Source organism: Buttiauxella sp. AC142, assembly GCF_979253435.1.
Map to the genome: position 1 here is coordinate 2767318 of NZ_CEEDCH010000001.1, position 26177 is coordinate 2793494.

31 protein-coding genes, 1 pseudogene and 1 riboswitch are annotated in these 26177 nt (G+C 54.6%); of the genes and pseudogenes, 2 read left to right on the forward strand and 30 right to left on the reverse strand.

The window, feature by feature from the left end:
• Positions 1-328: 328 nt before the first annotated feature.
• The 6 genes and pseudogenes from AC0IWZ_RS12915 to AC0IWZ_RS12940 all read right to left on the reverse strand — a co-directional run bounded on the left by AC0IWZ_RS12915 (position 329) and on the right by AC0IWZ_RS12940 (position 3475).
• Positions 329-712 (reverse strand): NAD(P)-binding domain-containing protein, encoded by a 384-nt coding sequence (locus AC0IWZ_RS12915; RefSeq protein WP_410373135.1) that lies wholly within the window; start codon positions 710-712, stop codon positions 329-331.
• 106 nt (positions 713-818) lie between these two features.
• Positions 819-1619 (reverse strand): NADPH-dependent F420 reductase, encoded by an 801-nt coding sequence (locus AC0IWZ_RS12920; protein ID WP_471677132.1) that lies wholly within the window; start codon positions 1617-1619, stop codon positions 819-821.
• Positions 1591-2025: a MarR family winged helix-turn-helix transcriptional regulator gene (locus tag AC0IWZ_RS12925; RefSeq protein WP_410373137.1), complete on the reverse strand. Its 435-nt coding sequence runs from the start codon at positions 2023-2025 to the stop codon at positions 1591-1593. The genes AC0IWZ_RS12920 and AC0IWZ_RS12925 overlap by 29 nt, the downstream gene beginning before the upstream one ends.
• Positions 2026-2354: 329 nt before the next feature.
• A pseudogene (locus AC0IWZ_RS12930) lies at positions 2355-2694 on the reverse strand (helix-turn-helix domain-containing protein).
• A gap of 119 nt (positions 2695-2813) precedes the next feature.
• Positions 2814-3116, reverse strand: a complete 303-nt coding sequence (locus AC0IWZ_RS12935; protein WP_034496461.1) for a helix-turn-helix domain-containing protein — start codon at positions 3114-3116, stop codon at positions 2814-2816.
• A gap of 5 nt (positions 3117-3121) precedes the next feature.
• Positions 3122-3475, reverse strand: coding sequence for a type II toxin-antitoxin system RelE/ParE family toxin (locus AC0IWZ_RS12940; protein ID WP_034496462.1), 354 nt, complete (start codon positions 3473-3475; stop codon positions 3122-3124).
• 249 nt (positions 3476-3724) lie between these two features.
• Here AC0IWZ_RS12940 and cueP point away from each other — a divergent pair, with 249 nt between their 5' ends.
• Positions 3725-4267 carry a copper-binding periplasmic metallochaperone CueP gene (gene cueP / locus AC0IWZ_RS12945; protein ID WP_034496463.1) on the forward strand — a complete coding sequence of 181 codons (543 nt, stop codon included), beginning with the start codon at positions 3725-3727 and terminating at the stop codon, positions 4265-4267.
• A 57-nt stretch (positions 4268-4324) separates the two neighbouring features.
• Here cueP and AC0IWZ_RS12950 read toward each other — a convergent pair whose 3' ends face one another.
• Genes AC0IWZ_RS12950 through AC0IWZ_RS12965 form a run of 4 tightly spaced genes read right to left on the reverse strand, consistent with a single transcriptional unit; the run spans position 4325 to position 7368 of the window.
• Positions 4325-4825: a nucleoside deaminase gene (locus AC0IWZ_RS12950; RefSeq protein ID WP_034496464.1), complete on the reverse strand. Its 501-nt coding sequence runs from the start codon at positions 4823-4825 to the stop codon at positions 4325-4327.
• A 12-nt stretch (positions 4826-4837) separates the two neighbouring features.
• Positions 4838-5596, reverse strand: coding sequence for an ABC transporter permease (locus AC0IWZ_RS12955; RefSeq protein ID WP_172893763.1), 759 nt, complete (start codon positions 5594-5596; stop codon positions 4838-4840).
• Entirely contained in the window at positions 5593-6372 is a 780-nt protein-coding gene (locus AC0IWZ_RS12960; protein ID WP_034496468.1) for an ABC transporter ATP-binding protein, read from the reverse strand. Before AC0IWZ_RS12960 ends, AC0IWZ_RS12955 begins: the two co-directional genes overlap by 4 nt.
• A 9-nt stretch (positions 6373-6381) precedes the next feature.
• A complete protein-coding gene (locus AC0IWZ_RS12965; RefSeq protein ID WP_471677131.1) occupies positions 6382-7368 on the reverse strand; it encodes an ABC transporter substrate-binding protein in 987 nt (328 codons plus the stop codon).
• 239 nt (positions 7369-7607) lie between these two features.
• On the opposite strand from AC0IWZ_RS12965, the gene acuI reads away from it, so the two are divergent.
• A complete protein-coding gene (acuI, locus tag AC0IWZ_RS12970; RefSeq protein WP_471677130.1) occupies positions 7608-8582 on the forward strand; it encodes an acrylyl-CoA reductase (NADPH) in 975 nt (324 codons plus the stop codon).
• Between the two features lie 550 nt (positions 8583-9132).
• Here the strand turns inward: acuI and cobT are convergent.
• The 20 genes from cobT to AC0IWZ_RS13070 all read right to left on the reverse strand — a co-directional run bounded on the left by cobT (position 9133) and on the right by AC0IWZ_RS13070 (position 25876).
• On the reverse strand, positions 9133-10185 hold the full coding sequence (gene cobT / locus AC0IWZ_RS12975) for a nicotinate-nucleotide--dimethylbenzimidazole phosphoribosyltransferase (protein WP_471677129.1): 1053 nt from the start codon (positions 10183-10185) through the stop codon (positions 9133-9135).
• Positions 10186-10276: 91 nt separating this feature from the next.
• Positions 10277-11020, reverse strand: coding sequence for an adenosylcobinamide-GDP ribazoletransferase (gene cobS / locus AC0IWZ_RS12980; RefSeq protein ID WP_471679048.1), 744 nt, complete (start codon positions 11018-11020; stop codon positions 10277-10279).
• Positions 11020-11562 (reverse strand): bifunctional adenosylcobinamide kinase/adenosylcobinamide-phosphate guanylyltransferase, encoded by a 543-nt coding sequence (gene cobU / locus AC0IWZ_RS12985; protein ID WP_471677128.1) that lies wholly within the window; start codon positions 11560-11562, stop codon positions 11020-11022. Before cobU ends, cobS begins: the two co-directional genes overlap by 1 nt.
• Entirely contained in the window at positions 11559-13094 is a 1536-nt protein-coding gene (locus tag AC0IWZ_RS12990) for a cobyric acid synthase (RefSeq protein WP_471677127.1), read from the reverse strand. Before AC0IWZ_RS12990 ends, cobU begins: the two co-directional genes overlap by 4 nt.
• Positions 13094-13900 (reverse strand): ATP-binding cassette domain-containing protein, encoded by an 807-nt coding sequence (locus AC0IWZ_RS12995; RefSeq protein ID WP_471679047.1) that lies wholly within the window; start codon positions 13898-13900, stop codon positions 13094-13096. Before AC0IWZ_RS12995 ends, AC0IWZ_RS12990 begins: the two co-directional genes overlap by 1 nt.
• A gap of 11 nt (positions 13901-13911) precedes the next feature.
• A complete protein-coding gene (locus AC0IWZ_RS13000) occupies positions 13912-14589 on the reverse strand; it encodes an energy-coupling factor ABC transporter transmembrane protein (RefSeq protein ID WP_471677126.1) in 678 nt (225 codons plus the stop codon).
• On the reverse strand, positions 14576-14857 hold the full coding sequence (locus tag AC0IWZ_RS13005) for an energy-coupling factor ABC transporter substrate-binding protein (RefSeq protein WP_034496484.1): 282 nt from the start codon (positions 14855-14857) through the stop codon (positions 14576-14578). The genes AC0IWZ_RS13000 and AC0IWZ_RS13005 overlap by 14 nt, the downstream gene beginning before the upstream one ends.
• Position 14858: 1 nt before the next feature.
• Positions 14859-15590: a cobalt ECF transporter S component CbiM gene (gene cbiM / locus AC0IWZ_RS13010; protein ID WP_471677125.1), complete on the reverse strand. Its 732-nt coding sequence runs from the start codon at positions 15588-15590 to the stop codon at positions 14859-14861.
• 141 nt (positions 15591-15731) lie between these two features.
• Entirely contained in the window at positions 15732-16439 is a 708-nt protein-coding gene (locus AC0IWZ_RS13015; protein ID WP_471677124.1) for a cobalt-factor II C(20)-methyltransferase, read from the reverse strand.
• Positions 16436-17230, reverse strand: coding sequence for a sirohydrochlorin cobaltochelatase (gene cbiK / locus AC0IWZ_RS13020; protein ID WP_034496489.1), 795 nt, complete (start codon positions 17228-17230; stop codon positions 16436-16438). The genes AC0IWZ_RS13015 and cbiK overlap by 4 nt, the downstream gene beginning before the upstream one ends.
• A complete protein-coding gene (locus AC0IWZ_RS13025) occupies positions 17230-18018 on the reverse strand; it encodes a cobalt-precorrin-6A reductase (RefSeq protein ID WP_471679046.1) in 789 nt (262 codons plus the stop codon). Before AC0IWZ_RS13025 ends, cbiK begins: the two co-directional genes overlap by 1 nt.
• Before the next feature lie 50 nt (positions 18019-18068).
• On the reverse strand, positions 18069-18794 hold the full coding sequence (locus tag AC0IWZ_RS13030) for a precorrin-3B C(17)-methyltransferase (RefSeq protein ID WP_471677123.1): 726 nt from the start codon (positions 18792-18794) through the stop codon (positions 18069-18071).
• On the reverse strand, positions 18788-19849 hold the full coding sequence (gene cbiG, locus AC0IWZ_RS13035) for a cobalt-precorrin 5A hydrolase (RefSeq protein ID WP_471677122.1): 1062 nt from the start codon (positions 19847-19849) through the stop codon (positions 18788-18790). Before cbiG ends, AC0IWZ_RS13030 begins: the two co-directional genes overlap by 7 nt.
• On the reverse strand, positions 19830-20603 hold the full coding sequence (locus AC0IWZ_RS13040; RefSeq protein WP_410374125.1) for a cobalt-precorrin-4 methyltransferase: 774 nt from the start codon (positions 20601-20603) through the stop codon (positions 19830-19832). Before AC0IWZ_RS13040 ends, cbiG begins: the two co-directional genes overlap by 20 nt.
• The gene (locus AC0IWZ_RS13045) at positions 20596-21165 is read right to left on the reverse strand and encodes a decarboxylating cobalt-precorrin-6B (C(15))-methyltransferase (RefSeq protein WP_471677121.1); all 570 of its coding nucleotides are present in this window, start codon (positions 21163-21165) and stop codon (positions 20596-20598) included. The genes AC0IWZ_RS13040 and AC0IWZ_RS13045 overlap by 8 nt, the downstream gene beginning before the upstream one ends.
• On the reverse strand, positions 21155-21757 hold the full coding sequence (locus AC0IWZ_RS13050; RefSeq protein WP_471677120.1) for a cobalt-precorrin-7 (C(5))-methyltransferase: 603 nt from the start codon (positions 21755-21757) through the stop codon (positions 21155-21157). Before AC0IWZ_RS13050 ends, AC0IWZ_RS13045 begins: the two co-directional genes overlap by 11 nt.
• Complete coding sequence (gene cbiD / locus AC0IWZ_RS13055) at positions 21751-22899, reverse strand: cobalt-precorrin-5B (C(1))-methyltransferase CbiD (protein WP_471677119.1); 1149 nt, start codon at positions 22897-22899, stop codon at positions 21751-21753. The genes AC0IWZ_RS13050 and cbiD overlap by 7 nt, the downstream gene beginning before the upstream one ends.
• On the reverse strand, positions 22896-23528 hold the full coding sequence (locus AC0IWZ_RS13060) for a cobalt-precorrin-8 methylmutase (protein ID WP_034496506.1): 633 nt from the start codon (positions 23526-23528) through the stop codon (positions 22896-22898). The genes cbiD and AC0IWZ_RS13060 overlap by 4 nt, the downstream gene beginning before the upstream one ends.
• Positions 23529-23537: 9 nt before the next feature.
• Positions 23538-24497 carry an adenosylcobinamide-phosphate synthase CbiB gene (cbiB, locus tag AC0IWZ_RS13065; protein WP_471677118.1) on the reverse strand — a complete coding sequence of 320 codons (960 nt, stop codon included), beginning with the start codon at positions 24495-24497 and terminating at the stop codon, positions 23538-23540.
• Positions 24494-25876 (reverse strand): cobyrinate a,c-diamide synthase, encoded by a 1383-nt coding sequence (locus AC0IWZ_RS13070; RefSeq protein WP_471677117.1) that lies wholly within the window; start codon positions 25874-25876, stop codon positions 24494-24496. Before AC0IWZ_RS13070 ends, cbiB begins: the two co-directional genes overlap by 4 nt.
• 99 nt (positions 25877-25975) lie before the next feature.
• Positions 25976-26155: riboswitch (cobalamin riboswitch) on the reverse strand.
• Positions 26156-26177: the final 22 nt, after the last annotated feature.

Here is a 26177-nt window from a genome sequence, read left to right on the forward strand (position 1 = left end):
ATAAGCTGATATCATGACAGCACAGTACGTTGCCATATTACGCTGAACAGTCCCGGAGATTAGTACATTACGATGTTAGCAACGTCCGCCCCTGGCGCCCGAAGCGCTGCTCGCTGGCAGCTATGAGCAAATAGCGGAAGTTGGCTACCTAGTTAAAGCGATTCACACTGTGACGACTTTGAAGTTTTCCTGCCTCTCGTTTAAAGCTCGGGCCAGAAGAATGTTGCAGTCATTTTACGGGTTCGGTGTGACCATTACAGTGCCATAGATTAAGCGTTAAGGCCTGATATCCATCAGGCTTTAGTACCCATAAACTATCTTTAAGCGCTTACATAAAGATTATACGAGATACTTTCACACCAAAATCAGCATCCGGATTTGTCCTGCTGTCACCGGCCCGTTCCTGAAATACGGCGGCTGCAAGATCCCTTCTTGCGGCCAGACGGGATGCTTCAGCCGATGCCAGCGCGTCGGGTATTTCATCATAATGCAGATCTGTGCAATAAACCGGAGAGCCCGGCTGTTGACGCCACGATTCTGCCAGAACACCGGCATCATAGGCATCAAAGCCTGTATCACTGACCAGTTTCATAATCAGTTCACGATGCTCCTTATTATCACCGGCCACAGGGATAGCGATCCGGCTATCTGCACCTGCGGGCTTGCCTTTGGCTGCAAAAGATCCGGAGCCAAAGACAATGAGCGGTTTCATAGTTAAATCACCGCATCTCTAAAATGGAAATATGTGTCAGCTTAGCAACGACATACATTGCGCGCGGCCTGTCATTGTTTACCCATAAAATCTGAGGCTGATTACGTTATGCGGTTTCGGTACGGTTACGCGCAATAATTTCTTCATGCGTAAAAGTTGCACCGGGTGCCATAAATATCTTTAACAACTCATCTCGGTTTTTTGGGGCGCGAGTCGCATCTGCTGCTAAAAGTGCTTCTCTGACTTTATCCATATCCAGTTCAGTACAGTATGCAGGCGTACCGGGCTGCTGGCGCCATGACTCATTTAGGGGACCTGCATCCAGTGCATCAAAACCGGTTTCGCTGACCAGCTTGAGCACAATGGTTTTTGCCAGGGTATTATCTCCGGCCACAGGCAGTGCAATGCGTCCAGGCGTACCAGGCGGAAGACCTTTTTCCGAAAGCGTGGCGGCTAATGCAGCATTCCAGGCTTTAATTAGTGGCCGGCCGGTTTGCTCACTCGCCCATACCGACTCCGGTTTGCCATTTTCAACTTCGGTAATGGTGTTATCCCGGAAGGGATAATAGTTAGAGGTGTCGATAAGCACGACGCTGTCCGGCACCTGACTGAGCAGAACTTTCAGAGTGCGATGCCCTTCAAAAGGAAGGGCAAGAATAATCGCGTCAATATCTTTTACCGCCTCTTCCCGTGTGACGGCGGTTGCGCAGACTTCACGAGCCAGGTCACGGATACTGTCCGGTCCACGGGAGTTGGCGAGCTTTATCTCATGGCCGTTAGCGGAGAGTTTTCGGGCCAGGGTTGCGCCGATGTTTCCTGCACCAATGATGCCAATCTTCATAATAATTACCTCGCTTATAGAGGGTATGGGATACCGCTTATTCCGATGCGGGATGAGACAGATCATTCAGTGTGTCGCGTAGCTGAGACAGTCCTTCTTCGCTGAGCCGACAGGCAGTTTTAATTTTGTCGGTGATACTCCATAGTGGCTCCCGCAGGGCATCTCCGGCTTCAGTCAGGGTAATAAGTACCCGACGTTCATCAGAAGGGTCACGCGTGCGCTTTACCCTACCGGCAGCTTCCAGACGCTTCAGCAGAGGCGTAATGGTTCCCGTATCCATATCGAGTTTGTTCCCTAATTCACCCACTGCCCGCGGTGTGCCACAGAACAGTTCAAGCATCACCAGATACTGGGGAAACGTCAGGCCCAGCGGATCGAGAAATGGTTTATGGAGTCTGTTCATGCGGTTTGCGGCTCCGTAGAGGGCAAATGAGAGCTGCTTCCCGATTTCCATATTTGCTTTAGATTTCATTTTTTAGATACTCTGTTGCTTTATTATCTAGTGTACTAGATAAAAGCATATAGCATCCTTTTTGTCAGTTAAAGAGTTATGAATGAGTAATTCGTGCGGTATGACAATGACAACAAATCAGGTTGGCCCAGACCTACTGGATGCTATTGCTCTGGGCTATTTGAACAGGTCCGCTCCTGGCACAAAAAGGCTCCTAAAAACCAGCAGAATCCAATAGGAAAGCCCGCACGGGAATCCCCAGCGCGGGCTTTATTGTTTCTTATACCCAGCCAGACAATCTGGTTCTGGTTTCGGAGCAGCAAAGAAGTTAAATGGGTTTCAAAACCGCTTCATGTCCATGAATGATTACCACACCTCTCGCCACTTTTACTTTCCGCGATTTTTTTTGGGCGCATACGCATTGGTCTGGTAATCGGTTTGCGTGTATTTGGGTCAAAGTAACGACTCGGCCAGATATCCTCAGCAGGAACACCAATCGCTTTGCTGATTAGCATTTCCCCTTTTGCCCAGGGGCGGGAAAGCGCATTTGCAATGCGTTGATGAACTCAATCCTGACTGACGGGATAAAGCAGCCAGTGAAGTGCCTTTTTTGCGAAGTGCCGCAATGATATCGGCTGGATGGCAGTCGTTCTGGAAAGGAAGAAAAGTGGGGCTACGGGGTAACGTCATAAATAATCTCCGCAGATAATCATTAGATATGTGTTCCCGATGCGATATTCAGGCTGCGTAACCCTATTGGCTGGAGGAACTTTATGCCTCAGAAAGCGCTTATCAAGTTTCGGAAGGGGCTAAACCTTAAACCCGTAATGGCTGCCATCCGGTAACTCAATTTCAACACGCAGCTTACTTCCCGTCGCCTCGACATAGCGTTTCAGCGTCGATAATTTCAGGTCTTGCCCCTGCCTTTCCATACCCGCAATAGTCGGCTGCTTAACACCGAGTGAATGCGCGATTTCAGTCTGGGTTTTACTCAAGCGTTCACGTAATTCAGCAAGATGAATGTCGAGTAAGATTTCCGCTGCTTTTGCCTTGGCTTTAGCGACAACTTCAGGTTTTTCAGCCGCCAGGATTTGCTCGAGCGTTCTGCCCATGTTAGTCATTCCTTCTTGTTTAGTTCATTCAAATACCGCGTGAATTCAGCATCAGCAAGCGGAATCATCACGTCATAAAACCGTTTCTCGTTACCTACTTTATTACCCGCGCAAAGCAAAATCCCTTCACGCTTTGGGTCGAAAGCAAAAAATGCCCTGATGGGATGACCTTTACTCTGAATGCGCAATTCTTTCATATTTCGATGGCGCGAACCGTATACAGTATCTGCATAAGGCCTTGGGAGACCAGGTCCTCTTGCTCGCAAAATAATCAATGATGCCAGCACATTTGCACGGTCAACATCCTCTAGTGCCACCAACCACTCATCAAAAGTTTCAGTTGTTTTAATCACCCACACAGTCACTCCTTATTTATTATAGGTTAAAACCTATATAGGTCAAACACTATAAAAGAAGGAAGCTGTCACAGCGGAATTGAATGCTCAACGGGCAAATCTGAAAAGCGGAAGGAAGGTTCCAATGATGAAAAAGACTGACTACAAATAACCCTATAAAACGTAAAGTTTTGCATATCCTTTTGACCCTCCCCTTACAGGAAGGTTTAGAGTTTGCCGTAGCTTAACTCTCTCTTTAGAAAGGAATCATTGATGAAACGAAATATACTGTTCGCATTGCTGGCACTAAGCATCAGCGGCTCTGCAATCGCCGCTCAATCTGATGCAGAATTTCTCGCAGCACACGGTTTAGCGGGAAAAACCACCGAGCAAATGGTGGAAGCGATCGACGGATCGACTCAGGCGCGTCCGCTGCCATATAACGCAGGTATCACCAGCACCGAGTTGAAATTATCCGATGGCACGCAGCAGTTCAGCTACCCGTTGGGCGATAAGTTTTATCTGTCATTCGCACCGTATCTGACGCAAACCCACCCGTGCTTTAACCACAGCCTGTCGGGCTGTCGTGGAGAGTTGGCGAATACACCATTTGAGGTAAAAGTGACGGATAAAAGCGGCAAAATCCTGGTTCAGAAAAGCATGACCAGCCACGCCAACGGGTTTGTCGGCGTGTGGCTACCTCGTGATATCGAAGGCACAATTGAAGTGAACTATCAGGGCAAAACGGCCAGCGCGCCGATTGCGACACATAAAGACAGCCAGACCTGTTTAACCACGCTGCCATTGCAGGGTTAAGCGTTTTAATATCGAATTAATGTCGGGTGACGCTAACGCTTACCCGACCCGCCCCCCCTACCGCGTCGACCAAAACGCCTGCTGCATCGCCCTCGTCTCTTCGATGATTTCCGGCACCGGGCCGATCAACTCCACCGGTTTCTGGCAATGCTCAAAAACATATTTCGATGACACGCTCATCGTCGGGTTTTCTTCGTGGCTGCCTGTCGCCTCCAGCAATTGGCTTTCGTACATGCCGAAAACCACCCGCCCGATGTTCGCCCAGTACGCGGTTCCCGCGCACATACAACATGGCTCGACGGCGGTATACAGCGTGCATTGCCACAAATATTCGGCGGTGTAATTGGTGGCGGCGACTCGCGCAAGCGTCGATTCCGCATGGTTTACAGTGTCGATGTTGCACTGCTCGAGCAGCACAGTTTCGTTATCCGGCGCGACTAACAGCGCGCCAAACGGATGATGCCCGAGGGCAATCGCTCGCTGCGCCACGGCATTAGAGCGGCGCAGGTGGCGTAAAATTTGTTCTTGGTTCGGCCCAGGCCCACGTTTTAGTGACATATTTTTCCATCCTTATTTTGCATCAAGGCTCCACGGGAACAGGCGTTTTTGCAACCAGCTCACCAGGCCATAAAGGGTCAAACTACACACCACCAGCAGGAACAGACTGGCGAAGGCCAGGGGGATTTTGAATGATGAGGTGCTGAACAAAATCAAATAACCCAGCCCCTGATCGGCGGCGACAAACTCCGCGACTACCGCACCGATGATCGACAGCGTAATCGCCACTTTCAGCGCACTGAAAATATATGGCACAGCATAGGGCATACGGATTTGCCAGTATTCACGGTTACGCGGTGCACGCAGGGTTTTCGAGAGTTCGAGCAATTCAGCAGGCACTGAAGTCATACCGGTGGCGGTGGAAATCACCAGTGGGAAAAAGGAAATCAGCGTGGTGATCACCACCCGCGGCAACATGCCGGAACCGAGCGTGACGACAATAATGGGCGCAATTGCCACAACCGGCGTGGACTGAATCACAATCAGCCATGGTAACACCAGGCGGGCGAGCAATTTAGAGCTGACAATAGCAATGGCAAGCGGCAGCGCAATCACAATCGCCAGCAGGAAACCGCTTAATGCCACGCTTAACGTCGCCAGAATATGCGTCAACCAACGCCCGGCATCCAGCGTGCTTACTGAAGCAAAAATGGCCGACGGCGACGGCAGGATAAACACCGGAATGGCGAATAATTTACACGCGCCCTCCCAAATCAAAATCGCCACCACCAGCGCCAGCAGCGCGATGTACTTTTCCAGAAACGCTCTCATACAGGCTCCTTGCGACGGCTAAACACTTTGTGGCGGATCTGCGCCGTTAACTCGTGGAACAGCGGATGGTTCAGCGTCTCTTCATTTCTTGGGCGCTCCAGCGGCACATCAATAATCTCACTGACCCGACCGGGGCGCGCACTCATCACCACAATTCGGTCGGAAAGCAGCAGCGCCTCCTGAATCGAGTGGGTAACGAACAGCACCGTTTTCGGGCGTTCGTTCCAGATGCGCATTAATTCAAAGCTCATTTCATCGCGCGTCAGGGAATCGAGAGCGGAAAACGGTTCATCCATCAGCAAAATATCCGGGTCATGCAGCAGCGAACGAGCAATGGAAACGCGTTGTTGCATGCCGCCAGACAGCTCCGCCGGGCGTTTGCCTGCAAACTGCGTCAAGCCGGTCATTTCCAGCAGTTCATGCCCACGCGCAATATCTTTGGCATCGACGCGACCATATTTGTGCTTCATCGGAAAGGTGATGTTATCGAGCACGTTAAGCCACGGCAGCAGCGTCGGTTTCTGGAACACAAAACCCATTTCGTCACGCGGTTCGGTCACAGGTTTGCCATACACCGAAATCGTGCCGCTGCTCGGTTTGAGCAGCCCGGCAATCAAACGCAAGATGGTCGATTTCCCGCAGCCTGACGGGCCAATAAACGAGACAAATTCATGGCGGCGCAGCGTCAGATTCACTTTATCAAGCGCGGTAACCTGGGTGCCATCGGCGGATATAAACGTTTGATTAACATCACTCAACTCTATAACAGGCTGCATGGCATTCCCTTACTTAGCGAGGTATCGACGGTCAACCAGCGTTTCCGGGGTCACTTTATCAAGCGGATATTTCATTGATTTTGCGACCCATTCCCAGGTGTGTTTTAACAGCACCGGATCGAATTGCCCCAGCCCATCCTTCTGGCTGATTTCATTATTAATCAGCGGTTTTGTGACATTGAAATCGGCTTCCAGCATCGCGACGTCTGCTTCTGGCACCATGGCTTTTTGGTCCGCAGCGGCTTTATCCGGGTGCGCGAGGCTAAACTCGATAGACTTTTTCGCCGCCCGCAGGAAGCGCGCCACCACATCGGGTTTCTCATTAATTAACTTATCCGAAGCGAAAAACGACAGGCCATAACCATCGAGGCCGTAATCGGTCCACGCCAGTTCCAGCGGTTTTTTGCCGACCTGGGTCAGCGTGGCTTCAATACTCGGGCGGTTGGTTGACCACACCACCACGCCGTCAACACGCCCCTGCGCCAGCATCGGCACCAGCGTGCCAGGATCGGCTTTGATCTGTTTTACGCTGTCAGGATCAACGCCGTTGTTTTGCAGCATGATGGGCAAGAGCGCGTTCGAGGCTGAGAACGTCGGGATACCCAACGTTTTGCCTTTCAGGCTTTTCATGTCAGTCACGCCGCTACCCTGCCAGGAGTAAATCGCATCAGGCTGTTTCGAGTAGATACTCATAATGGCTTTCACCGGAATACCGCCTTCGGCCTGCGCCATCATTAATGACGCAATCCCGCCAGTACCGATATCCGCCGCACCCGAAGCGATTTTGGTCAGCGTGTCGCTGCTGCCACGCCCCGGCAGAATGGTCACATCCAGTCCTTCTTCGGCGTAAAACCCTTCCTGAACACCCACAAAAACGAACGCTTTATCGCCACCGTTTGGCATCCAGTCGAGCTGCAATTTGAGCTTATCCAGCGCGCTCGCATGCGCACTTACCAGTGCCAGGGCTACTGCGGTCGTCAGTCGTAAAATACGCATGCTTATCTCCTCAAAGGCTGATGTGAAACGTTTGTCACAACAGTTAGAAACTTTTGTTTCAAACATACGAGGAGCAGGGTGAAAAGTTAAAATAGGAAAATCTTATAACCTGCTAAAAAGCAGGCGTTTACGCAAGTAATGGGGTCTGTGTTCTTTATTCTCAGGCGCGACGGGTATACCGTGTTGGGCATCAGATACATCTCAACCGGAACACCCGGTTCATAGAATGAGGATTCACCATGAAAGCAGTCGTACTTGAACAAGTTGAAGGCCAGACTCAGGCAGAAGTAAAACAAATTGCCGTTCCGGCTGAAGAGTTGGGAAATGTGCTGGTCAACGTTGAATGGTCAAGTCTGAACTATAAAGATGCGCTGGCGATCACCGGCAAAGGCAAAATCATCCGCAACTTCCCGATGGTGCCGGGCATTGATTTCGCAGGCCGCGTGGCAGCGAGCAGCGACTCTGCTTTTAGCGCGGGCCAGGAAGTGGTACTGACCGGCTGGGGCGTGGGCGAAAATCATTGGGGCGGCCTGGCAGAACAAGCACGCGTGAAATCCGAATGGCTGGTGCCACTGCCTGCGGGCTTAACCGCACGCAAAGCGATGATTGTCGGTACAGCGGGCTTCACCGCCATGTTGTGCGTGATGGCACTGGAAGAAGCAGGCGTAACCCCTGCAAGTGGCGAAGTGGTGGTCACGGGCGCCAGCGGCGGCGTGGGCAGCACCGCCATCGCCCTGCTCCATGCGTTGGGTTATCAAGTGGTGGCAGTTTCTGGTCGTGAATCCACTCACGACTATCTGCGCCAGTTGGGTGCCAGCCGCATTCTGCCGCGCAGTGAATTTGCTGAAACTCGCCCGCTGGAAAAACAAGTGTGGGCCGGTGCAGTCGATACCGTCGGCGGCAATGTGCTGGCGAAACTGCTGGCACAGATGAACTATTCCGGTTGTGTCGCGGCCTGTGGTCTGGCGGGTGGTTTCTCGCTGCCAACAACCGTGATGCCATTTATTCTGCGTAACGTGCGCCTGCAAGGTGTGGATTCGGTGAGTGCGCCGATTGAGCGCCGAGTTGCCGCGTGGGAGCGTCTGGCCGAATTGCTGCCGGAGAGTTTCTATGAAACGGCGACGACGGAGATTCGTCTGGAGCAGGCACCGAAATTTGCCGATGACATTATGAATAATGCGGTTCAGGGGCGGACGCTGGTTAAGGTGAGCTAAGCTAATCCAATTTGGCCTTTATGGGATCGGAATTATTCCGTTCACTAAGCGTTCAGTGTTCCCTGTAATTACCGGAAAGGTGAACGAGCCAAGGGTGCTACCGTGTACTGAACCGCAGCACCCTTGGCAATCCCGGCTCCCGGCCTCTAAATCGCCGCTTCGCGGTAAACCCCAGCTTCTCCCCAACGTTCAGGGTCGTTCGCGATTCGTTCCAGACGATCGCTCTCTTTCACGGCGGACGGCAGCTCAACCCTGACTTATGGTGAACACTGGGGCAATTTATACCGGGGGCAAAGTCAAAACCGCTTCGGCTTTTGCCGTTGACCTTTGAGTCCAGCATAAATCGCCTCCGTTTTGACCGGAAGTCCGGGTCGAGCCGCCAGGAACGGCGAGAGGTTGTGATCGACAAACGCCGATCTCAGGGCGTAATTGTTGCAGCTAGTTTGGACTCGGACAGCGCGGAAAAACCGGAGCGTACACGTAGTACGTGAGGATTTTGAGCACTGCCCGGGTTCAAAATAGCAAATAAAATAGCCCGATCAATTTGAACTCACCCCGGCAACACAATATTGCTGTCTGCCAGTGACCCCATCTCGTTATGCATCGCGCACGCAGCATCCACTAAATGCATCGCCAGTGCCGCACCGCTGCCTTCACCTAAACGCATGCCCATCTGCAAATACGGCTCCAGCCCTAACTTGCTCATCGCAATCACCGCGCCTTTTTCAGCCGATAAATGCGAAGGAATCAGATATTCACGCACACCCGGTGCAATCTGGCATGCCGCGAGGGCTGAGGCATACGACAAGAAGCCATCAAGCACCACCGGAAGCCCTGCTGCTGCTGCACCCAGCATCACGCCGGTCATGCCGACGAGATCAAAACCGCCCACTTTCGCCAGCACATCAATACCGTCCGCGGCATCTGGCTGATTCGTTTCAATCGCCCGGCGTACCACAGCGATTTTATGGTGCAATTTGTCACTCGGGAAATTCGCGCCCATGCCAACCACATCATCAGGCGAGCTATCGGTCAACACGCTAACCATCGCCGCCGCAGGCGTGGTGTTTGCCATACCCAGTTCCCCTACGCCAAACAGCGTGACGCCTTCTGCGGCCTTAGCCATGGTCAATTGCATGGTTGCCAGCAGCAAGTCTTCGGCTTGCTCACGACTCATCGCCGGGCCTTGGGCGATGTTGCCGCTGCCGCGTGCCACTTTCATATCCAGCACACCAGGCAGAGCATCGCTGTCGATACCGACATCTACCACATGAATATCCGCACCCACGGTCGCGCCTAAAACGCATACGCCTGTGTTATGGCGAGTCATGTTCATCGCCTGAATAGCGGTCACAATTTGCGGGGAAATCGCCACGCCTTCAGCATAAACGCCGTGGTCGGCGCACATCACGAAGATTGATTTGCGTTTTGTGTTCAGGCCGTTTTTCATGCCTGGCATTCCTGCCAGTTGCACTGCTAATGCCTCCAGTCGCCCAAGGCTACCGAAAGGCTTTAACAGGCCATCAATGTGCTGTTGTGCACGAGCCATTGCATCGCTATCAAGCGGGGAAATCATTGCCAAAAGGGAGTTTAGTGTTTGCATTTTATTCTCTTTAGAGCCTTACAAAATGGTGGATGACGCTGCGCTTATCCACCATTTTGTAGGTCGGATAAGCGCAGCGTCATCCGACAAATCAACGCAGCAGTGCCAACAAAAACACCAGCTCGCCTAATTCAATCGCCGCACCCAGCGTGTCGCCGGTTTGCCCGCCGAGCGTGCGCTTCAACATCAGGCCGAGGCCATACATCGCTAGTATTGTGATAGCCAGCGCCAGCAGCCCGGAAGTCGGCAACAGAACCGTGCACAACACCGCACCGCCAACCAGCGTCAGCAGCGCCTGTGTGCCCGTCACTTTGCCGATAAACAGATTGCCTAGCCCTTTCTCACGCGCATACTTGTGGTTGTACATCAGCAGCACACAGGCACTGCGCCCGGCAACCGAAGCCGCCGCTAACACCGCCAGCATGTTGCCATCGCGTAGGGCCAGCTCGCTCACCACCAGCACTTTGGTCACTACTACAAAGATCAGCGCCAGCCCGCCATGGGTGCCAAGACGGCTGTCGCGCATGATTTCCAGCATGCGGTCTCGAGTTCGTGCCGAGAAAATGCCATCGCAAGTATCAGCAAGGCCATCAAGATGGAAACCACCAGTCAATAATGCGAGCGCCAGCACGTAACCCATTGCAGCCAAAGGTAAACCTGCCCAAGGTTGCAACAGCGTAAACACGACGCCAGCAATTGCACCAAGCAGCAGGCCGACAAACGGGAACGTCACAATGCCACGCACGTATTGGTGAGTTTCGATACCATCCGCCCAGCGCGCACGCACCGGAATGCGGCTCATAAACTGCAAAGTGGCGAAAAACAGGCGAACTATCATTTAATTTTCACTCCAATCCCTGAAACGACCAGCCAGACTTCATCGGCACATTGCGCCAGACGTTGATTTACGCGCCCGGCAATATCACGGAAATGCCGCGCCAGGCGGTTTTCCGGCACAATCCCCATCCCGACTTCGTTCGTCACCAGAATCACTTCTGCCGGGCTGGCTTCGCAGGCGGCGAGCAAAATGTCGATCTGCTGATTCACCACCTGCTCCATCGTTTCAAAATCCCAGTCGTCCTCGGGTGTTGCGCCCGCCGCGTCATACATCACGTTGGTAATCAGCGTGGTAATGCACTCCAGCAGCACGGCTTCTTGCGCCGAGTTATGCTCGTTAATCACGCTGTTTAAATCGCGATATTGTTCAACGGTGCGCCAGTGCGCCGGGCGGCTGTCGCGGTGATGCTGGATGCGCTGTTCCATTTCGCTGTCGAAGATTTTCGAGGTGGCGATGTACAGGACACGCGCAAAATTTGCCGCCAGTTGTTCCGCGTGGCGGCTTTTTCCGCTGCGTGCACCGCCGGTAACGAGTTTCATACAGCTTGCTCCTGATGCTCGCGCATAATCTGGTAAATCTTTTCGATATCAATATGTTCCCGCATGGCATCGGCCAGAATATTAAACTGGGTTTCTTTATGCTGTTGGTAATCGAAGACATCACCTTGCCAGGCATTCAGCCCTTTGCGCAGGCGCAGGCTGTCGAGCAGGCTGCGGGTAAACTCGCCGCTATCGAACACGCCATGCAGATACGTGCCCAGCACGCGTCCATCGTCGCTGATTGCGCCATCAAGATTATGATAAGGCTGAGTATTGCACTCCGTGAAGGTGGCAAAGGGTGCGGTATTTTCGCCGCGCTGTGTTTCGCCCATATGGATTTCGTAGCCCTGAAGTGCCGAACCTGCGCTGGCAGCAAACACGCCCGGTAAATCGGCCTGAACCTGCCCGGCAACGCGAGTGGTGGTTTTTTCACTGGCAAAACGCGTGACGACATCGAGCAGCCCGATGCCTGCCATCTCGCCAAGCCCGGATTCCACGGCGTCGTAAATGTGTTGCCCGAGCATCTGATAACCGCCGCAAATCCCCAGCACCGCGCCGTTGTTGTGGTGATGCGAGAGCAGGGCTTGTTCGAGGCCGTTTTCACGCAGCCAGCGCAGATCGCCGAGCGTGTTTTTGCTGCCCGGTACAATCACCAGATCGCTGTTTAGCAGTTCATCAGGCCTGGCTACATAACGCAGGCGCACGTCCGGCTGTGCGGCCAGCGCGTTAAAGTCAGTGAAGTTCGACATATACGGCAGTTGTAGCACCGCGATATCCAGATCTTTCTCCGTCACCGCGTCATATTTGCCGCGTTCCAGCACCAAGCTGTCTTCATCTTCGAGATCGACATTCAGCCACGGCATCACGCCTAAAACCGGCACGCCAGTTAGCGCTTCAATCTGTTCAATGCCGGAATAAAGCAGCGCCACATCGCCGCGAAATTTATTGATAATCACACCTTTGACGCGCCACTTTTCATGTTCGAGCAGCAGTGCGATGGTGCCGTAAATCGCCGCAAACACGCCGCCGCGATCGATATCTGCCACCAGAATCACCGGGCATTGCGCCAGTTCTGCCATACCCATGTTGACGATATCGCGGTCGCGTAAATTGATTTCCGCCGGGCTGCCCGCACCTTCGAGCACCATCACGTCGTGCTCTGCCGCCAGGCTTTGATAAACTTCGCGGATTTGCGATTTGAGCTGCGGTTTGTAGTTGTGATAGGTCACGGCGTCCATGTTGGTGGCGACTTTGCCCATCAATACCACCTGCGCTTTGCAATCGCTGGTCGGCTTGAGCAATACCGGATTCATGCGCACATCAGGGGCGATGCCTGCTGCTTCGGCCTGGAATATCTGCGCCCTGCCCATCTCTTTACCATCGGGAGTGATGCCCGAATTGAGCGCCATATTTTGCGATTTAAACGGTGCCGTACGATGGCCATCCTGGGCGAAAATGCGGCAAAAACCTGCCACCAGCATACTTTTTCCCACGTCCGAGGCGGTACCCTGCACCATTATTGCGAGGCTCATCATGCTTCCTTTGCAACGCGTAAGGCGTTGAATAATTGGGTTTCTGTCTTGCACAGCGGGAAGCCGAGTTCACTGTGTAATTTGACCAGCCACGGCTGGACTAAACCGGCTTCGCGTAACATTTCAGCCTGGCTAAACACCACGCCAGGCTCACCCTGGGCGATAATTTTACCGCCGTTCATCACGTACACGCCGCCGCAGACTTCATAAATCAGGTCAATGTCATGGCTTGAGATGACCACATGTTTCCCCTGCGCGGCGATTCGGGCGATGATCTCGATCATCTGCTGGCGACCTGAGGGATCAAGCCCGGCGGTCGGTTCGTCGAGCAGTAAGTAGTCAGCTTCCATCACCAGCGCCCCGGCAATCGCCACGCGTTTCTTCTGCCCGTGGCTTAAATATTGAATCGGTTTGTGGCGGAAATTCTGCGCGTCAACCAGTTGAATGGCACGCTCTACGCGACGGGAAATTTCACTTTCATCGACGCCCAGATTGCGCAGGCTAAATGCGATATCGCTGTCGACATCGGTATAAAAGATTTGCTGTTCCGGGTCCTGAAACACAGTAGTGACGCGCTGACGATGCTCGATTAGCCCGGTTTTACTGTAATTTAAAGGTTTGCCCTGCCACAACACCGCCCCCTGCTGCGGGCGCAAAACGCCATTGAGGTTCATAAACAAGGTGGATTTACCGCAGCCGTTTTCGCCCACAATCCCCGTCACCGCGAACGCGCCAAAGTCGAAAGTCAGGTCGTGCAGAACGGGTTCATCTTGATAGTGAAAAGATAAATTATGGGTTGCGAGCATCGGTGCGGTTCTCACAGGTGGAAATCACCCTGGTAAAGTTTGACATCCAGCGTCGTGATTATTTGCTGGTAGCGCAGCAGCACGCGTGAAAACAGCATGCTGATTAACATGGCAAGCGATCGGTATCCGCCGGGCAAGGTACGATAACCGAAACGCAAAGACTGAGCACGGTGAATGGCCTGCGCTTCGTCTAACAGGATAAAAATAAAACGCCAGGTGAGCAGGATTTGCTCAGTGAGCAGGCGCGGAACCCGTAAGCGTTGCAGCAGGATGATCAATTGCGGAAACGGCAGATTCAACACCAGCCAGTAAGTGGCGGCGAGCGCGGCAAGGCTGCGCCAGAACGTCTGGTTTGCGACCCCAATTCCTTGCGCATCAATGCCGATATGCAAGGTGCCAAGCGGCACGCTCCATAAAAGCGCCTGCGCCTGGTGTGAAGCGCTGAAAATAATCGTCATCACACCGAACAGCAAAAAGCCCAGCGGCACCGCGAGCCAGCGTAAATAACGCACTGGCCCGACGCGCAGCAGCCAACAGGTAAAAGCGGCAATCACCAGCAATAAAACCGCCTGGCCGACCGGCGGGAGCGCAAACGCCAGCACCATCATCAGCAGATACAGCGCAAATTTACGCAGCGGCGAGACGCGGCACCAGCGGCTTTGATAGCTGAGTTTATCAATCCCCAGCATGGTCTTCGCGGCGGCCCCGGTAATAACCCAGAATGTAGAAAATCACCGCCGTACCGATTGAACCTTGCAGAGTAAACAGCAGGCTTTCTATTTCGCTACTGGCCGGTTCATAAAGCGGCTTAAACCAGGGTTTGTAGTGCGGTGCGACGACTAAAATCTGGCCTTCGGCCTGGTCGTCTGACCCACCGTATTCGCCGCCATGAGAAACAAAAAACGGCACAATCATTAATCCCACCACCAGGGCGAGCAAAATCAGGGTCTTTTTCATGTTATTGGCTCCGGGCTGGAAGCAGTTGTCGTTTGGTCAACTGGTCGTAAATCATGACCGTGAGCAAACCTTCGGCAATGGCAATCGGGATTTGCGTCAGGCAGAAGATGCCCATGAATTTCAACGAGGAACCGGTGATGCCAAAGTGCGGGTCGGGGAATGCGACACCAAGCTGAATGGAGGTCACAAAGTAGGTGGTTAAGTCGGCAATCATCGCACACAAGAACACGGCTACGTCGCGGCGAAAGCCCGCTTTACACGCCATTTTCCACACCAGATAACCGACGACCGGGCCGATAACCGCCATCGACATGCCGTTTGCGCCAAGCGTGGTCAGGCCGCCGTGAGCCAGCAACAGCGCCTGGAACAGCAGCACAATCACGCCCAAAACCGCCACTACGCCTGGGCCAAATAAAATCACCGCAAGGCCAACGCCCGTTGGGTGCGAGCAGCTTCCGGTGACCGAGGGGATTTTCAGCGCCGAGAGCACGAAAATAAACGCGCCGCAGAGTGCCAGCAACACCTTTTGGTTGCTGTCATGGGCCACAATCTGGCGCAAACGCACCAGCCCGACGTACAGGCACGGCAGGAACAAAATCCACCAGGCCAGCGCCCACATGGGCGGCAAGAAACCTTCCATAATGTGCATGGCGTACGCTTCTTGCGGCACGATGAGCAATAGCATCCCCATGCCAAGGCCGCTTAGCGACAGTTTTTTAAGTAACGATTCCATGATGTTCCTTTGCGTATTCATGTCGGATGACGCTTGTGCTTATCCGACCTACGGGCTTCATGTCGGATGACGCTGCGCTTATCCGACCTACGGGTTCGGTGTTGTAGGGTGGATAAGCGTTAGCGTCATCCACCAGAATTTTCATCCACGCCACTGCTTATTCACCAAAATGGTCGAGAAATACGGCAGCTTTTGATCGTCCGGCACCTCTTCCAGATTCCGCCAGCATTGCTCGCCCGGCAGTGTCGCTTCCGCCATTAACACCGCACGCTGGATAATTCCAAGGTGTTGCAGCAGCGCTTTGATTTGCGCAAAACGGCCATACACTTTCATCAGCACCACGCAGTCATGAGCGCGTAATGCTTCGCTCAACGCCTGATGTGATGCGGTGCACGACATCACCGCCAGGGATTGCTGCTCCATCGCCAGCGGCAGTTGCGCACGCGAAGCAATCGCGGCAAACGAGGTCACACCGGGGACGATTTCCAGCCATTCCGGGTTACCTATGCGTGCCAGCAAAAACACCCAGGTGCTGAACAGCATGGAATCACCGAGCGTGATAAACCCGACCTGCTTGCCCTGCTCCACTTCATGCACCAGAGCGGCGGCGGTTTCATCCCACACCACCGCTTTTTCGTCGTTATCCGCGCTCATCGGGAAGTGACAGGTGCGTATTTCGGTAGTTTCACTGAGGTATTCACGCACGATGGACAGCGCCAGGCTGTCGCCGCCTTTGCGCCCTGCCGGGGCATACAGCACATCGAGTTTGCCAATGATGCGCGCCGCACGAACGGTGATCAGGTCGCTGGCACCAGGGCCAGTACCGAGGGCATATAAACGGCCACTCATGCCGCCACCTCTGGTGTTTTTTCCAGCGCACGCTGCAAATGGTTGACGAACATCGCGCGAATTTGTGGGTTTTCTCCCAGACCTTGCAACCACGGCTGCGCTTCAATACCCGCTTCCTGCAACTGCGTCTTCCAGGAGTCTTCTTCGTCTGACGCCATGTCATTAATCGCGTGATCGCCTGCGACTAACATCAGCGGCATCAGGTGGACTTTGCGCACGTTTTCTTGCTGCAAGCCGCGCACGATAAGGTCGATTTCCGGGTAGCTTTCCACTGCACCCACTCGCGCGGGAATCTGGCGTGCCGCCATTAAATGATCGAGGCAGGCATAAGCAGAAAACGCATGGTGGCTGGCACCGTGGCCCATAAACACCACGCGTTCGTCCGCTGCAAGCGCAGGCATCTGACTTTGCAGCGCGTTAAGCAACAGGTCGTAATCGTTGAAATCACTTAGCAACGCCGTGCCTAACGCCAGGCGCTGGAACAAGTGACTGTGGGCCTGCACTTCGCGGGAGATTTTTTCGTACTCGTCGCCATTAATCACATGCAGAGATTGCACGGCGACGTCCTGATAACCCATTGCCGCGAGGCGCTGTAACGCCTGCGCCGGAGAGTCAATTTCCAGGTTATCGCGGTTTTTCAACTTGCGAATAATCATGCCGGAGGTGAAAGCGCGGAAGCGGTCACGGTCGGCAAACGCGCGGCTGAGTTCCTCTTCACAGGCAACAATATTTTTGGCACAGGTGTCGTGGTAACTGGTGCCAAAACTGATCACTAACAGGGCTTTTTTCATTATTTTCTCTCTTGCAGCCAGCGCGTTACGCGGCGGCTCACATCTTCACGGCTTTCAAGTAATTCAGGGCCACTCACCAGCGGTTGCGGGCGCGTCACCACTACGCAAGGAATGCCTCGTGCCAGCGCGGGATTGACCTTGTCGAGATAGCCACCTTCTGCCCCGGACTCTTTGGTTATCACCACATCTGGCGAGCAAAAGTCATAGGTGGCGGCGTTGAACTCGGCACTAAACGGGCCGCGTAGCGCGATGATATTGTCCACTCCCAGCCCCAGCGCCTCGCATTCTGCCATCACTTCACTTGTGGGCAGCACGCGCGCCAGCAGCGTTTTACCCGGCAGACCTTGCTGATACGCTGCAAGCTCTTTGCTGCCGGTGGTCAGCAATACGCGTGGGCCAAATTTCTGCGCCACGGTGCAGGCGGCTTGCAGGTTCGCCACTTTGTGCAGCAGCGGATGCTCCAGGTCATGAAGTTCGCTGCGGCGCTGGTAGCGGCTGAGCGTTACACCCACGGCTTCGCAGGCGCGGCTAATATTTTGGCTAAGCAATTCCGCATAGGGATGCGAGGCATCAATCACCCAGTTCACGGCATTGCTCACCAGCCAGTCTGCGATTCCATCGGTATCAATACGCCCGACGCGAATCTGCCCGCCGATCTTTCCCGCCAGTGCTTCCCCCACCGCCGTTGCCACCGAAAGCGTGTACGAAATGCGGTGTTCATCGAGGATCTGGCAGATAAACCGCGCATCGCTGGTGCCGCCGAAGACCAGAATCGCTCCGGAGGACATCGTGTCGGATGACACTTCGCTTATCCGACCTACGGGAGCGAGAAGTTCACTCACAGCTCATAGCCTCGCGGCGTGATCATTAATCCATCGCGCACAAAAGTGGTCTTGTTGCCGACAATCACCAGGCTGGTCATATCGACCGGCTCAAAGTCCATCTCGCCAAAGGTGGTCAGCCATTTCTGCTCTTTCTTGCGCCCGGCGGCTTTCACCACACCGACCGGCGTCTGCGGGCTGGTAAATTCGCGCATCAATTCGAATGCGCGTGCCAGATGGCCTTCGCGGCCACGGCTACGCGGGTTGTAGAAGCAGATAACAAAATCGGCCGAGGCCGCAGCGATAATGCGTTTTTCAATCACCGGCCATGGCGTCAGCAAATCACTGAGGCTGATATGACAGAAATCATGCATCAGTGGCGCACCGAGCAGTGAAGCGGCGGCAATACTGGCAGTAATGCCCGCCACCAGCCGCACTTCGATGTCGAGTTGTTGCGAAGTCACCAGCTCCAGCACCAGGCCTGCCATGCCGTAAATGCCTGCATCGCCGCTGCTAATGAGCGCCACTTTGTGCCCGGCCTGCGCCAGTTCGATGGCGGTCTGGCAGCGTTCAATCTCTTTGCACATTCCGGTTTTGATGACCTGCTTATCGCCCGTTAACGGCTTGACCAGGTGGGTATAGGTTTTATAGCCGACGACAATTTCGGCCTCTTGCAGGGCGGCAATCGCCTCCTGCGTCATCATGGCAAAACTTCCTGGGCCAATGCCGATTACCGTTAACATCTGTCTGAAACTCCTAAAGTTATGGTGACACCCTGCTGTTTCAGGGTGCTACCCACCAGCTTGCCGTCGCTCATCAGCCACGCAGCCGGTTGTGAGACGCTACCAACGCCAATGGTGTCGCGCACGAATTCCGATACCGGAAAGCGCTGTTCGTGTTCGCTCAGTTGGTCAACGCTAAAAATTTTGAAGGGAACCTGATGCTTTTCCGCCAGTGCTAGCAGCGCCGTTTCATCCTGTTTAAGGGTGACGCTGCCGATAGCGCACAAGGCCAGTGGGTCAAAATGGTTGTCTGCCAGTTGCTGATTTAACAGTTCGCTGACGATTTGCGGCGGGGTATCACGGCGACAACCCATCCCCGCCATCACGCGCTTTGGCACCAGCTTAAACAGCGGAATATTAAGCTCTGCCAGTTCGGCGCGCAGCGTGACGCACACCAGCGCATCCAGCTCTGGCAGCGCATCAAGGCTATTGACCGGGATAAAACCGCGAGTGTCGTAAAGCGCGGCAGTCTTCGCAAAATTGGCATCCCACCAAAGGCCAACGCGCTGCTTGCTCACCAGCATTTGATTAACGGTTTTCACCGCGAGACGGAAATCTTTCATAGTGGCATCAAGATTTGCCGCCAGCGTATCGAGTGCCGCCAGTTGGTTAACATCAGTTGCGGTGGTGATCACCGGGTCGGCATCTAAAATGCCCGCTAGCTGACGAGTGAGTTCGTTCGCCCCACCGAGATGCCCGGAAAGCAAGCTGATGACGTGCTCGCCGCGCTCGTCCATCACCACCACCGCTGGGTCGTGTAATTTGTCGTTTACCCATGGCGCAATCACGCGCACCACGATCCCCGTCGCGGCGATAAAAACCAGCGCGGAATATTGGCTAAATGCCTGTTCTACCGTTTGCGCAAAGCTTTCCCCAAACGGGATAAACCCCGGTTGCAGCAGTTTTTCACTGGTAAAACAGGTGAGCGGCAGCGCCGTTTGCAGGCGCTGAGCCAGCGCCACGCCGCCGGGCGTCAGGCAAAATAGGGCAATCGACTCAGGCTTTGCGGTATTCATGGCTGAATCCTGCGTCGTAGAGTTTTGAGTAGTGATACTCCTCGCCAAGAAACGCGCCGACCATAATCAGCGCGGTTTTGCGGATCCCCGCTTCGCGCACTTTGTCGGCGATGTCAGTCAGGGTGCCGCGTAATTCCTGGCAGTCCGGCCACGTGGCTTTGTAAACCACAGCAACCGGCGTATCGGCGGGATAACCGCCTTCAATCAGCCGTTCCGCCACGCGGTTAATGCGCTGCACGGAGAGGAAAATCGCCATAGAAGTCTGGTGACGGGCGAAAGATTCAAGTTGTTCGAGCGGCGGCATCGGCGTGCGGCCTTCGATGCGCGTGATAATCAGGCTTTGTGAGACTTCCGGGACGGTATATTCCACCCCCAGTTGCGCGGCAGCGCCCAAAAAGGCACTGACGCCCGGCACTGAAACGTAGCCGATTCCGAGCCTGGTGAGCATTTCGCCCTGTTCACGAATCGAGCCATAAAGGGAGAGATCGCCCGTTTGCAGACGCACCACCAGCTTCCCGGCTTTCACGCCGTTTTCCATCAGTTCGATAATTTGCTCAAGGTTGAGCGCGGCGCTGTCATGGCATTCGGTGCCCGCCTGGCAATAATCGAGCAGCTCAGGATTAATCAGCGATCCGGCGTAGATAACCACTTGTGCCTGTTGCAGCACGCGGTAGCCTTTGAGGGTGATAAGCTCTTTATCGCCCGGCCCTGCCCCCACAAACCAGACTTTGCGGGTATCAAATAAATCAGTCATGGCGTTGTTCCTTCAGGCACGAAATCAGATAAGTGGGATTGTTCGGTTTGAAATAGTGGCCGCTGCCAAGCTTTGCCAGCGTGGAAACTTGCAGTTGCAGGCAATCGAAATCGCCAATTGCGCACTGTTCAAGGTGAGTTAGCGCGCAGGTTAAATTTTCGAGCAGGATAAAGGTCATCACCAGCCGTCCGCCGGGGTGCAAATGCGCCAGCGACCAGTCGATAAGTTCGGTGAGTTGCCCGCCGCTGCCGCCGATGAACACCGCGTCAGCTATGACATCCAGATCCACTGGCGCGTACGCGCTGATAATGTCCACGTTCGGGCAGGCAAAAATTTCGCGGTTTTCTGCCATTAAGGCCAGCGCGTCGGGGTTACGTTCAATCGCCGTGACGCGCAGTTGTGGGTAGCGTATCGCCGCCTCAAGCGAAACGCTGCCCGTTCCTGCGCCGATGTCGATAAAGTGTCGAGCATTCTGAAGCTGCAAACGATCCAGCACCTGAGTGCGCACTACTTCTTTGGTCATCGGCACGCGTGCGCCGCGTAAAAACAGATCATCTTTCATTGAGAATAAGCACCACGTTCATCGCATAAGAGTGCGCCACATCAGCGGCTCGCAGGCGGTGGATTCGTTCATCTGCTGACGATAAGTTCTCGCCAATAATGAAAACAGGATTAAGGCCACGCGTCAGCAAGGCCTGGGCGATGGCATAGGGATTGATGATTTGGTCCGTCACCATCGCCACTTTTTGATGTGCCGCGATGGCATTAAAATCAGGCTCGCGCCCGTGACTGCTGGTTATCCATAAGTCATTCATATCTACCGCCGCTTTGGCGCACAGATATTGAATCGAGCTAATGCCGGGGATGATGTGCAGTTCTGCGGGTGAGAAATTCGCCGCCAAAAGTTTACCGATGCCGTAAATCAGCGGGTCGCCCGAGGCCAATACCACCACTCGTTCAGTGATGCGCTCGCGCAACCAGCCGATTAAGCCGTCGAGGTCGCTATCCAACAGCCGCGTTTGTGCGTTACCGTGCGCAAACAATGCCAGTTGGCGTGCGCCACCGACCAGAATCTGCGCGTCGTTAATTGCGGCTTGCGCCTGAAGCGTCAGCATGTGCGCAGCGCCTGGGCCAATTCCAACGACGGTCAGCATCGCTTTTCTCCAGCAAAATCCTGAGCAATTTCTGCCAACGGACGGCTGCTGCCCAACACCTGGTTATCAAAAGAGAACATAATGGCGTCGCATTTTGGTGGCGATTGCGTAAAGCGCAGCATCTCTTCCACGCGCTCACAAATTCGGGTTGCCAGACGTTCAAACACGCCCATCCAGCCTTGCTCAGCGATGATTTCAAGTGCCGCTTCAGTGGTGTCGCACTGGCTTACGGCTTCCAGCAACGAAAACGGCGCGCCTATTAATGCCAGGTGCGCGACCAGCGTTTCCATGCGCCCATCGGCAATATGGCTATGGGTGTGGAAAATCCCGGCTGCGACTTTCACCAGTTTGCCGGGGTGGCCAATCAACACGATGTGGCGATATTCGAGACGCACCGCTTCCTGAATCATGTAGCCGACGAAGTTGCTCATCGTCACCACGCATTCACTGTCCAAATCGAGTTGCTCGCGGACAAAACGTTCACCGTGGTTGCCAGGCACCAGGATAACTTTATCCAGCCCGGCGGCGCGTTTCATTTCCAGCTCCAGCGCCAGCGAGCGCTTCCAACTCTCTTCGGACATCGGCATCACAATGCCGGTGGTGCCGATAATCGAAATGCCGCCCAAAATACCGAGCCGATGGTTGTAGGTTTTCTTTGCCCGCTCTTCACCTTCCGGGGCAAAGATTTCGATATCCGCGCCCCGTTCCGCGCCGATCACTTCACGCACCGCCGCTTCGATGGTTTGACGGGGCGTGCGGTTAATCGCCGAGTCGCCAATAGGCAAACCGATACCTTTGCGCGTCACTTTGCCCACGCCGATGCCGCCGCGCAGCGTGATAGCGCCGCTGTCATTAAGCTGCACACGGGCAAAAATCAGCATCCCGTGGGTGGCGTCCACGTCATCGCCACCGTCTTTGCGAATCGCGGCGGTTGCCTGCTGGCCTTCAATCATCGGCATTTCGACATTGAGATGCAGCGTGACACCGGAAGGCGTAATGATCGAAACCTGGTCGATAACGTGCTGGCGCAGCACCATCAACGCCGCGACTTTTGCCGCCGCGGTGGCACACGATCCGGTGGTGTAACCTTTGCGATACGCCTTGCCTTTATGCCAGACGCAATCGGCTTGCGGCTCGCTCACGCCGACTCCTTCAGGCGGTAAAGCAATGCGTTAACAATGGCGGCGGCAACGTTGCTGCCCCCTTTGCGTCCGCGCGCCGCAATGGCTGGCAGGCCGCTTTCAACTAACGCTTCTTTAGATTCTTCGGCACCGACAAACCCGACCGGCACACCGATCACGGCAGCAGGTTTCGCCCCTTTTTCCAGCAGGCGGAATAGCGCAGTGGGGGCGTTACCGAAAACAAAAATCTTTTCACCTTCTTCCTGCAAGGCGACATCCACCGCCGCCATCGAACGGGTCACACCCTGCTCTTTGGCAAGCGCCACGACGCGCGGGTCGCTGATATAGCAGCGATAACTGCATCCAAATTGCTCCAATACAGTTTTGTTGATTCCGGACAACGCCATCGTCGTGTCGGTGTACAACGTGCAACCGCGCTGCAAACTTTTGCTAAGTTGTTCAATGACATCAGGCGAGAACCACAGAATATCCAGCCACTCGAAATCGGCCGTGGTGTGAATAACGCGCTTGATCATCGCCTCCTGAATAGCGTCGTTGAAACGATAGTCCGGGTGCTCGGCGGCAATAATGTCGCTGATGATTTCAAAACTATGCTGTTCAATAAGCTGCGGTTGTTGCAGGTAATTCATCGTGAGTCCTTAAGCTATGCCCAGTGCGAGAGTTCGCAGTGCGGCAAACAGCAGCAAAGCGAGCAGTGAAGCCAGCATCATGAGCGAAATGGTGCGGGGAATGTCTTCAAGCGCGATGCCGCGCTGCTCATCGCCAATCCAGGGTTTCTCTACCCGTTCGCCAAAATAGGTATTGGGACCGCCGAGCCGGATGCCTAACGCGCCCGCGACCGTGGCCTCAGGCCAGGCGCAATTCGGGCTGCTGTGCTGATAGCGGTCACGCCAGCCGATACGTAACGCCTGGCGATGATTCGCGCGTAAGCAAAAGGCCGCGATGGCGAGAAGCAGCCAGCTCAGGCGGGCGGGAATAAAGTTGGCGGCATCGTCGAGTTTCGCGCTGACAAAACCGATGGCGCGGTATTTTTGCGTTTTGTAGCCCACCATCGAATCCAGGGTGTTGATCGCTTTGTAGGCCATGGCTAACGGTGCGCCGCCAATCATCAGGAAAAACAATGGCGCGATGACGCCATCGACGCTGTTTTCCGCCACGGTTTCCACTACAGCTCGGGTGATTTGCGGGCGTTCCAGTTGCGAGGTATCGCGCCCGACAATCCACGAGAGTTTTTCGCGACTCTGCTCAAGCGTGCCATTTTTCAGGGCGCGGTAGACCTCAAGCGCGGCATCGCTCAGGCAACGCGCAGCCAGCACGGTGTAAATCATCCACACTTCGACCAGCCAGCCCAGCCACGGATGCACGAGATTTGCGAGGTGCAATACCCCCCAACTCACGCCCCAGGTGATGCCAACCACCAACAACCACAACACGCCGCCGCCGATTTTCAGTGCGCGGTCGCTTTTACAGAATCGGCGGATGACACGCTGTAAACCGTTAATCAGATTGCCCATCCAGCGCACCGGATGCGGCCAGTTCTGTGGGTCGCCGAGCCAGTAATCCAGTAACCACGCAATACCCCATGCCAGTATCGTCATTGAGAGCGCCTCGCCAGTTTCAACCAGCGATTGAGCATTTCCGGGCGTTGCGCGAAATGCACATGCAGGTAGCTGGCGAAAGTGGCCTCGTGTTGGAAACCACCCTGCCAGCGCGAAATCGCCACGCCATCGCGCCATTTGCAGCAGTCGAGGGCCGCCGGTAATGGGCCGCTGAAATCGGAGTAGTGAAATTCGTGGCCGCGCAGGGTTTCGCCTTTGCTTGCCAGCAAGGTGTCTTGTCGCGCGGTGGCTTCGCAGTAGCCAAACCGGGTCAGGCGTTTACCCATCTGACTGTGGCCAGGCAATACGCCGCACATAGCGTGAGTTTCCCCCTCGCCATCGGTCAACGATTCGCCCAGATACATCAACCCGCCGCATTCGGCGTACAGCGGAATGCGGCGTTGATGGGCTTGTTTGAGGGATTCATGCATTTTGAAATTTGCGGCGAGCGTGGCGGCATGCACTTCGGGATAACCGCCACCCAACCAGATCATCTGGCAATCGGGAACGGCGTTGTCATGAAGCGGGCTGAAACGCTGGATTTTCACTCCGGCCTGCTCGAGCATGTCGAGGTTATCCGGGTAATAAAAGTTAAAGGCTTCGTCTTCGGCCAGCGCGAGGGTTAATCCATCGGCTAAAGCCGCATCCGGTAAGGTCGGCGCTTTGCCCTCTGGCATTGAGTGAAGGCGCGATAACGCCAGCAGATGGTCGATGTTAACGGTTTCTTCGAGCTGTTTTGCGAGCTGTTGCCAGCGTTCGTCCTGAGGAAGGTTTTCTTGTGCCGGAACCAGGCCAAGATGGCGTGATGGCAATGCCACATCGGCCATGACCGGCACTCGCCCCAGCACGGGCAGACCGCAGTAACGGGTAATCGCCTCGGCCAGCAACTGATAATGGCTATCGCTATTGACGCGATTAAGGATGACGCCCGCGATGTTTAACGACGGGTCAAACCGCTGGAACCCCATAACCGTGGCGGCGATAGAGGTGGAGACTGCTTTGCCATCCACCAGCAAAATAACCGGGCAGCCGAGCTGTTTTGCCATTGCGGCGCTGCTGCAATAGTTCGGGTCTGTGCCGTAGCCGTCATAAAGCCCCATCACGCCTTCGATAACCGCCACGTCAGCCTGCTGCATTTGTTGGTTAAACAAACCATTAAGCGTGGAAGTAGGCAACATAAACGCATCGAGATTGCGCGAGGTCACGCCTGACACTGCACTGTGCCAGCCGCTATCGAGATAATCGGGGCCGATTTTGAAAGGTTGGACGCGCAGATGACGCGCCATTAAGGCGCGGAGCAGCCCAAGCGTGACGGTGGTTTTGCCACAGCCGCTGCTGGTGCCTGCAATGACGAATGCGTGTTTCGCTGCCCCTGCCATAGTTGCCTTATTACTTTCGGCAAAAAGCGGATGTCAGCACGTGCGTGCAGCCGGAAGCCGCACGCAACTGATGACAACTGGCTTCCCACCGAAGGAGTTGTTTAAATTAAATGATTCGTCGGTCTTCTGGCTTAGCGTCACTCTCGCCCGCCCTTCCCAATCGTGAGATCAGTGGTTTCGCGGGTTCGTCGGCATCACAGCAGCGGGGGCTGCGGAGGAATTACACCTCCTTCCCAGCCATGTTCACCCCAAATAAGAACGGGTAAAGACATGGCATAAACGAGTCAGTTGTATCGTGCAT

Excerpts from the sequence above, each read along its gene's own strand:
- AC0IWZ_RS12915 (WP_410373135.1), bottom strand. The coding sequence starts at position 712 with ATGAAACCGCTCATTGTCTTTGGCTCCGGATCTTTTGCAGCCAAAGGC.
- AC0IWZ_RS12920 (WP_471677132.1), bottom strand. The coding sequence starts at position 1,619 with ATGATCTGTCTCATCCCGCATCGGAATAAGCGGTATCCCATACCCTCT.
- AC0IWZ_RS12925 (WP_410373137.1), bottom strand. The coding sequence starts at position 2,025 with ATGAAATCTAAAGCAAATATGGAAATCGGGAAGCAGCTCTCATTTGCC.
- AC0IWZ_RS12935 (WP_034496461.1), bottom strand. The coding sequence starts at position 3,116 with ATGGGCAGAACGCTCGAGCAAATCCTGGCGGCTGAAAAACCTGAAGTT.
- cueP (WP_034496463.1), top strand. The coding sequence starts at position 3,725 with ATGAAACGAAATATACTGTTCGCATTGCTGGCACTAAGCATCAGCGGC.
- AC0IWZ_RS12950 (WP_034496464.1), bottom strand. The coding sequence starts at position 4,825 with ATGTCACTAAAACGTGGGCCTGGGCCGAACCAAGAACAAATTTTACGC.
- AC0IWZ_RS12955 (WP_172893763.1), bottom strand. The coding sequence starts at position 5,596 with ATGAGAGCGTTTCTGGAAAAGTACATCGCGCTGCTGGCGCTGGTGGTG.
- AC0IWZ_RS12960 (WP_034496468.1), bottom strand. The coding sequence starts at position 6,372 with ATGCAGCCTGTTATAGAGTTGAGTGATGTTAATCAAACGTTTATATCC.
- AC0IWZ_RS12965 (WP_471677131.1), bottom strand. The coding sequence starts at position 7,368 with ATGCGTATTTTACGACTGACGACCGCAGTAGCCCTGGCACTGGTAAGT.
- acuI (WP_471677130.1), top strand. The coding sequence starts at position 7,608 with ATGAAAGCAGTCGTACTTGAACAAGTTGAAGGCCAGACTCAGGCAGAA.
- cobT (WP_471677129.1), bottom strand. The coding sequence starts at position 10,185 with ATGCAAACACTAAACTCCCTTTTGGCAATGATTTCCCCGCTTGATAGC.
- cobU (WP_471677128.1), bottom strand. The coding sequence starts at position 11,562 with ATGAAACTCGTTACCGGCGGTGCACGCAGCGGAAAAAGCCGCCACGCG.
- AC0IWZ_RS12990 (WP_471677127.1), bottom strand. The coding sequence starts at position 13,094 with ATGAGCCTCGCAATAATGGTGCAGGGTACCGCCTCGGACGTGGGAAAA.
- AC0IWZ_RS12995 (WP_471679047.1), bottom strand. The coding sequence starts at position 13,900 with ATGCTCGCAACCCATAATTTATCTTTTCACTATCAAGATGAACCCGTT.
- AC0IWZ_RS13000 (WP_471677126.1), bottom strand. The coding sequence starts at position 14,589 with ATGCTGGGGATTGATAAACTCAGCTATCAAAGCCGCTGGTGCCGCGTC.
- AC0IWZ_RS13005 (WP_034496484.1), bottom strand. The coding sequence starts at position 14,857 with ATGAAAAAGACCCTGATTTTGCTCGCCCTGGTGGTGGGATTAATGATT.
- cbiM (WP_471677125.1), bottom strand. The coding sequence starts at position 15,590 with ATGGAATCGTTACTTAAAAAACTGTCGCTAAGCGGCCTTGGCATGGGG.
- AC0IWZ_RS13015 (WP_471677124.1), bottom strand. The coding sequence starts at position 16,439 with ATGAGTGGCCGTTTATATGCCCTCGGTACTGGCCCTGGTGCCAGCGAC.
- cbiK (WP_034496489.1), bottom strand. The coding sequence starts at position 17,230 with ATGAAAAAAGCCCTGTTAGTGATCAGTTTTGGCACCAGTTACCACGAC.
- AC0IWZ_RS13025 (WP_471679046.1), bottom strand. The coding sequence starts at position 18,018 with ATGTCCTCCGGAGCGATTCTGGTCTTCGGCGGCACCAGCGATGCGCGG.
- AC0IWZ_RS13030 (WP_471677123.1), bottom strand. The coding sequence starts at position 18,794 with ATGTTAACGGTAATCGGCATTGGCCCAGGAAGTTTTGCCATGATGACG.
- cbiG (WP_471677122.1), bottom strand. The coding sequence starts at position 19,849 with ATGAATACCGCAAAGCCTGAGTCGATTGCCCTATTTTGCCTGACGCCC.
- AC0IWZ_RS13040 (WP_410374125.1), bottom strand. The coding sequence starts at position 20,603 with ATGACTGATTTATTTGATACCCGCAAAGTCTGGTTTGTGGGGGCAGGG.
- AC0IWZ_RS13045 (WP_471677121.1), bottom strand. The coding sequence starts at position 21,165 with ATGAAAGATGATCTGTTTTTACGCGGCGCACGCGTGCCGATGACCAAA.
- AC0IWZ_RS13050 (WP_471677120.1), bottom strand. The coding sequence starts at position 21,757 with ATGCTGACCGTCGTTGGAATTGGCCCAGGCGCTGCGCACATGCTGACG.
- AC0IWZ_RS13060 (WP_034496506.1), bottom strand. The coding sequence starts at position 23,528 with ATGAATTACCTGCAACAACCGCAGCTTATTGAACAGCATAGTTTTGAA.
- cbiB (WP_471677118.1), bottom strand. The coding sequence starts at position 24,497 with ATGACGATACTGGCATGGGGTATTGCGTGGTTACTGGATTACTGGCTC.
- AC0IWZ_RS13070 (WP_471677117.1), bottom strand. The coding sequence starts at position 25,876 with ATGGCAGGGGCAGCGAAACACGCATTCGTCATTGCAGGCACCAGCAGC.